The sequence below is a fragment of the Nonomuraea recticatena genome (assembly GCF_039533245.1).
GTDB lineage: Bacteria > Actinomycetota > Actinomycetes > Streptosporangiales > Streptosporangiaceae > Nonomuraea > Nonomuraea roseola.
This window is the reverse complement of record NZ_BAAATE010000085.1, coordinates 1-6048: the sequence shown is the minus strand read 5'-3', so window position 1 is coordinate 6048 and position 6048 is coordinate 1. Positions and strand designations below refer to the sequence as shown.

General features: G+C 66.7%; 5 protein-coding genes and 1 pseudogene. 4 read left to right on the top strand and 2 right to left on the bottom strand.

What is annotated here, in order from left to right:
• Positions 1-96: 96 nt before the first annotated feature.
• Positions 97-672 (top strand): annotated as a pseudogene (locus ABFX50_RS50165) (IS5 family transposase); the annotation flags it as partial.
• A gap of 294 nt (positions 673-966) precedes the next feature.
• Positions 967-1764, top strand: a complete 798-nt coding sequence (locus ABFX50_RS50160; RefSeq protein WP_346158304.1) for an IS5 family transposase — start codon at positions 967-969, stop codon at positions 1762-1764.
• 21 nt (positions 1765-1785) lie between these two features.
• On the opposite strand, the gene ABFX50_RS50155 is transcribed toward ABFX50_RS50160, so the two are convergent.
• Together ABFX50_RS50155 and ABFX50_RS50150 are read right to left on the bottom strand one after the other, a co-directional pair.
• Positions 1786-3012, bottom strand: a complete 1227-nt coding sequence (locus tag ABFX50_RS50155) for a hypothetical protein (RefSeq protein WP_346158302.1) — start codon at positions 3010-3012, stop codon at positions 1786-1788.
• Between the two features lie 203 nt (positions 3013-3215).
• Positions 3216-3635 carry a hypothetical protein gene (locus tag ABFX50_RS50150; protein WP_346158300.1) on the bottom strand — a complete coding sequence of 140 codons (420 nt, stop codon included), beginning with the start codon at positions 3633-3635 and terminating at the stop codon, positions 3216-3218.
• Positions 3636-4140: 505 nt separating this feature from the next.
• Here ABFX50_RS50150 and ABFX50_RS50145 point away from each other — a divergent pair.
• On the top strand, positions 4141-4503 hold the full coding sequence (locus tag ABFX50_RS50145; RefSeq protein ID WP_346158297.1) for a nuclear transport factor 2 family protein: 363 nt from the start codon (positions 4141-4143) through the stop codon (positions 4501-4503).
• A gap of 916 nt (positions 4504-5419) precedes the next feature.
• The gene (locus ABFX50_RS50140; RefSeq protein WP_346158294.1) at positions 5420-5833 is read left to right on the top strand and encodes a hypothetical protein; all 414 of its coding nucleotides are present in this window, start codon (positions 5420-5422) and stop codon (positions 5831-5833) included.
• Positions 5834-6048: the final 215 nt, after the last annotated feature.

Below are 6048 nucleotides of genomic sequence, written 5' to 3'. Positions count from 1 at the left end.
CGAGCTCCCCAGACCTACGAGACAGCCTTCCACTCAACATCATCTACGCTGGCATCAGCTGCATAAGCCGTGTCCAGTCTTCGGGTGGAAGCCCCCCAGGCCGGCGTGTGGGACAAGCTGCACCAGCTGCTGCTGGCCGAGCTGCACGCCGCCGGCCAGCTGGACTGGTCCAAGGCGGTGATCGACAGCTCCCACGTCCGGGCGCTCAAGGGTGGCCCAAAACCGGACCGAGCCCGGTCGATCGCGCCAAGCCGGGCTCGAAACACCACGTCATCACCGACGGAGGCGGCATCCCCCTCGCCGTGTCGCTGACCGGCGGCAACCGCGACGACGTCACCCAGCTCATGCTGCTGATCAAGGCGATCCCGCCGGTGCGGGGCCGAGTAGGGCGGCCCCGCAAGAGGCCCGACTGCCTGTACGCCGACCGCGGCTACGACCATGACAAGTACCGCCGCCTTGTCTGGCGCACCGGCATCAAACCGCGCATCGCCCGCCGCGGCACTCCGCACGGCTCCGGGCTGGGCGTTCACCGCTGGGTGGTGGAACGGACGATCGCGCTGCTGCACTGGTTCCGCCGCCTACGCATCCGCTGGGAGGTCCGCGACGACATCCACGAAGCGTTCATGGCGCTTGCCGCAGCCGATCATCTGCTGGCGGCGCCTTGTCCGCTGATCTTTCTGTTAGGACCTTTTAGTGCCCGTGTACAAACTGATCCCTGCGCTTGCTGCGTGGGGCCGATATCGGGCGAAATGGTGACGTAGAGCGAATCTTCTGCGACATAGAGCGACCTTCCGGTAGCAACGGTGGTTATCCCAGCCCCGTCACCAACCGGAAGGTCTGCCGCCGTTGTACGCCACCGCTCCCATCGCTGTTTCCCGTAACGATGAAACTGCCTGCTCATGCGTGGCCTGCCGGTACGGCCGGGGAGCCGATCATCCGATCCGGGCGCCCCGTTACACCACCGACATGAGCGACGAAGAATGGCAGGTCATCAAGCCGTTGATGCCCTGGCCGGCCTGGTTACGCGGCAACGGCGGACGACCCGAGAAGTACTGCCGCCGCCTGATCATGGATGCCATCCGGTACGTGGTCGACAACGGCTGCAAGTGGCGCAATCTGCCCGCCGACTTCCTGGTGCCCTGGCGCACCGTCCATGCGATCTTCACCCGCTGGTGGACCGACGGTGATCTCTATGCTCTCCACAATGACCTGCGCGAACAGGTCCGGATAGCCGACGGTCGCGAGCCGGAGCCCAGCGCGGGGATCATCGATTCGCAGTCGCTGCGGGCCGCCGAGACCGTCGCCGCCGGCTCGCGCGGATACGACGCGGCCAAGAAGGTGCAGGGCACCAAGCGGCACGTCATCGTGGACACCCTGGGCCTGCTGCTGGTCGTCATCGTCACCGCCGCCGGCGTCCAGGACCGCGACGCCGCCAAGCCCGCGCTGGCGCGTCTGCGCGACTGGTACGAGCGGATCGCGCTGATCTGGGCCGACAGTGCCTACGCCGGCAAGCTCGTGACCTGGGCCAAAAAGCACATCCGTCTCACTGTGGAGATCGTCAAACGCAGCGACGATGTCAGCGGCTTCGTGGTTCTGCCCCGCAGGTGGGTGGTGGAACGGACGCTGTCGTGGATCTCCCAGCGCAGGCGGTGCGTGCGGGACTATGAGCGGTTGTCCGAGCACCACGAGGCCATGGTCTTGTGGGCGGTGATCATCCTCATGGGACGACGACTCGCCCGATCCACATCTCCCAAATCGACCTGACGATACTGACGGCATCGCGTATCAGGGTGTCGTGAGTTCCCGGCGTCGCTTGGCGGCCCAGGCGAGTCTCTCCTCGGCGGTACGCCGCAGCCCGGGCTTGGCTCGCTGCGCGACGCGGTCCAGCTGCGCGAGTGCCGCGTCGGTGCCGATGTCGCCGAGCACCCCCGTCATGTGCTTGGCCATGCTCACCGGACTGTTCACCGCCAAGGCCCCGAGCCGTCCCGCGACCTCGTCGTCCCCCAGCCAGATGAGCTGATCGATCACCCAGCGGTTGCCGGACGGCATCCCGGCGCTCTCCCAGGCCTCGAAGACGGCCCAGCCGAAAGCTGCTAGCGATGCGTGGTCGCAGTGGTCCAGGGCGTCCTCGAGTCCCGGATAGATCTCGGCCGGGCCGTTCCACCGGACGCCGGGACACAGGGTGAGCGCGCCGATCAAGTTCTTCACCGCGTCGCTGGAGAGTGCGCGGCCGTCCCGCAGGCACACCTCGGGCAGCAAATCCAGGTCCAGCCATGAGACCCTCCGCGGCCTGTCCGCGGGTGCGTCGCCGTCCAGGATCTGCGCGACGGCGCAAGCGGCGTGATCGCCGTACCGGCGGGCGGTCTCCACCACCCCCGCTTCGCCGTACCGGGACGCTATTTGGAGCAGCGCCGCCGCCGCCTTGTCACGGAGCGCGCGCCGCGTGCCGAGAGCGTCCGGCACCAGGTACGGCACCGCCGCCAGCCCGTGCCGGGCGAACCACTCACCCGCCTGCCGTCGCGCCGAGGCCAATCCGAGCCAGGCGGCCATCAACCGGGCCACCTCGACATCGAGGAAGGGCATCAGCGCCCAGCCCGAGCGGTGGGCCTTGGCATTGGGGAACACCACGTGGTGTGCGTCGGCCCCGAAACGCACGGCGACGGCTCGCAGGATCGAGAAGTCGGACGTACGGCTGAGCGTCGGATGCCAGTCCGCCAGCAGCGGCCGGACGAGTTCCTCGGGGCCCAGCTCGAACAGGGAGAACAGGGCAGGCTCGTGAGTGATCTGGCCGTCCAGGAACGCCCGCACGACACCCTCCCACCCCTCCAGCCGATGGATCTCCCTGAGGGCGGCTGTGAAATAGGGCCGACCGGGGAGCCGCTGCTGCCACTCCTCGCGTTCACCCGGTTCCCAGTCGACGACCCGTTCGGTGGGTGGCCGGAGTCCGGGAACCAGTGGCGTCTTCTGCTCCCACGGTGGAGTGACCAGCAACGGGGGCAGCGTGTCGCGCATTGTGTCAGCCTTTCGAGCACACGTCGTTGAAGGTATTCCTACCGAATCGCGGTATGTCGCGGGCATGTCGATCAGCCATCAGGCGGTCGCCGCAGGCTGACCTGCGGGGTCCGGATCGGATGCTGACGTGCTTTGGCGGCTCTTCGAATTCAAGCGGGGTTGAAGGATCCCGGCGGAAGCTCGGGGCGTCATGAAGGCATTCCCTAACCGCGGGCGGGGCGACAGCGCACGTGGTAGGCGTATGCCAGGGCGAGCACTATCGGGCCCCACAGCGCGATCGGGGTGATGCACACCATGGCCAGCGCCTGCCACCAGCCGTTCTCGTACGCCATGCGGTCGGAGACGCCGACCCAGGAGAGCACCATCCAGACCGAGACCGCAGTCAAGAGCAGCCCACCGGCCACGGCAGGGACGACCGCTGCCATGGGCGGCACACGTCTGCCGCCGATGACCGGGATCCAGCTCGGGACCACCTCGCCCCAGCCGCGCACCAGACCGATGCTGAGCAGCGCCGCCAACTCGGTGAGCACGCTGAGCCCGAAGACATAGGGGATGCTTATCCACAACGGTGACACAGGCGCGTCGTTGAGCTGGCCCATGTCGAAGTGAAAGGCAAATGGCAACCTCCACAGGCACGCGGGGGAGCAGCAGCCAGGGAAGCGCGTAGGCGGTACGGAGCGCCCAGGGTGGGGCAGGTCGTGCGGTGTCGCTGGTGGCCGGGGCCGCATGCAAGAGTTTGATCACCATACCTGTACCTTCTACTGGCCTCGAGGAGGATTGATCACCTGTGAGGGTCAATCGCCTCCCTCGCGCGAGCTAGTTACGGCTTCGGCACATGGCCGGATGGACGGGGTCAGGTGACGGATTGCGCCACCAAAACCATGGCCTGCCGCATGGCGTTCCGTGGGTCCGTCGCCGCGCTGCAGCGCGGTCAGTGCGGATGCGCTGATCGCGCCCACCATCGCGCCGCTCTCCGGGCCGCCGCGCACCACTTCAACGGCCTGTCGGGAAGCCTTCTAAACCCGACACCCACTCACCGACGATCGGAGTCCCTGGATCGGACTACGAAGATCAGCCGAGCGTGAACGTCCTGGCACGGATACGGCGCTGGCTGGCAGGGTGGACCTCATGATGGAGGACTTGCGGGACGCCGAGCGCCGACTCCAGGCCGCGCAGCTTGCTGGAGATGTCGAGGCGCTGGATCAGCTGCTGGATGATCGGCTGATCTTTACCTTCGGTGCGAACGTTGCGACCAAGGCGGACGACCTGGAGCTGCACCGCACTCGGGCGCAGGTGGTGACGAGGGTGGCCGAGGAGGAGTTGACCGTGCTCGCCGATGGGCGCACCGGGGTGACGTGGTTTCTCGGCACCGTCGAAGGGACCTTCTCCGGTGCGCCGTTCGCGGCCAGGATGCGCTACACCCGTACTTGGCTATACGGCGAGACGCACGGCTGGCGAATCATCGCCGTGCACGCCAGCACGGCCGATTGACATAGCCGACACGTTGTCCGACGACCGGCCCGCGGGATGGTCGCCGGCGAGGTTCGACCGCCCCCGGGGGGCGGGCCGACGCTGGAAGCCAGGCTATCCCGGCAAGATCAAGGACTGAATCTTGGTATCCCAGCTCCGGCCCATGCACGAAAGGATCAAGGCCAGAGGGATCAGAGACACCCTCTTGGCGACGTTCAATGCGCTGAACCCACGAGGCAAACAGGCCTTTGAGATGCCGAACCGGCCTCCTCGGAGGCCTCTACGCCACGGCATACATCCCGGTGGACACGCGGCCGTACTCCACTCCTGTCCCTCTGGATGAGGGGAGGGCCTGGTACGGGCCCGACCTCTCACGCGTCGACTGGGGCGCAGTCGTGCCCGTCGCTGGCGTTCTCCTGGTCTGCGTCGCGATTGCGCTGTGGGCGGCATGGCCTGAGGACAGCCCCGCCGCGCAAGCCGTACCGGCCAGCTCGACGTCCACGCCGGACGTCGATACCGACGAGCGGCCGTCGCCATCCCCGTCCGGGACGCCGCTCTTTCTCACCCCGGCGCCGACCTACACAAACTTGCTGGGCAAGACACCCGCACCGACCGACCCTTTCGGGGCGCTCAAGCCCACCCCCACACCCTCGAAGAGTCGCAAGGGCGACAAGGGCGAGCACACCAAACAGTGCCACGAGAGCCGGTTGCCCGTGGAACCAAACCGGCCCAAGTGCCCACGAACTCGCCGCGGGTGGTGGCGTGAAACGCGACGCCGAACTGACAGGAATTCGACGCTTGGTGACCGGATCACCGATTGTGGCGAATGCCGCGCTCAGCAGATCCTGTATCCGGCTCCATTGACGCCGACGGAAAGGCATAAGCCACTCGGAAAGACCGGCCATCAATTCTGTTCCACATGGAGAACGGGGGTTCTGTGCGAACTTTCATCACTGGCGCGCTCATCACTCTGGCGGCGCTGACATCACTGGCGACGACGCCCGCTGCGGCTCAGGCGGCGACGTCGAACACCGCGGCGGCAGAGTGCAACACCAGCTCCAAGAGCCAGACCAACGACGGAATCACCGTCAGGGTGTTCTTCACGAACAACGGCACCGACTGCTACGTCTACAGAGTTCAGGCCTTGAGCGCGCAAGGCAGGAAGTACGGCCACTTCAATCTGTTCGGGCCTAACGGCTGGTCAGTCGACAGCCCCACGAAATGGTGGGAATGGGGGGAGCACTTCGCCGCGTCCCGGTGGACTATCGCCTGGCCTGGCCACCTGTGGTGCGGGCGATTCTACAATGGCGACAACCAGCAGGTAACTGGCAACGTCTGCGTCACCGTCTGACCAGTTCTTTCAGACGGTGACGTCGACCGGGCGAAGAATCGGCGCTCCGCCCGCCCCCTCCTCGACATGCCTGTGAGGCGGGGACGGGCGGAGCGCTACCTTTACGGCTGCTGGCCAGATCTCACCGTGCGATAGATGCATGGGGCTTTCGTCACTCGCTGCGGTGGGCGCCGACGGACGACGAATCCCGGCGATGCGGGCGCTGTCAGTCGAGG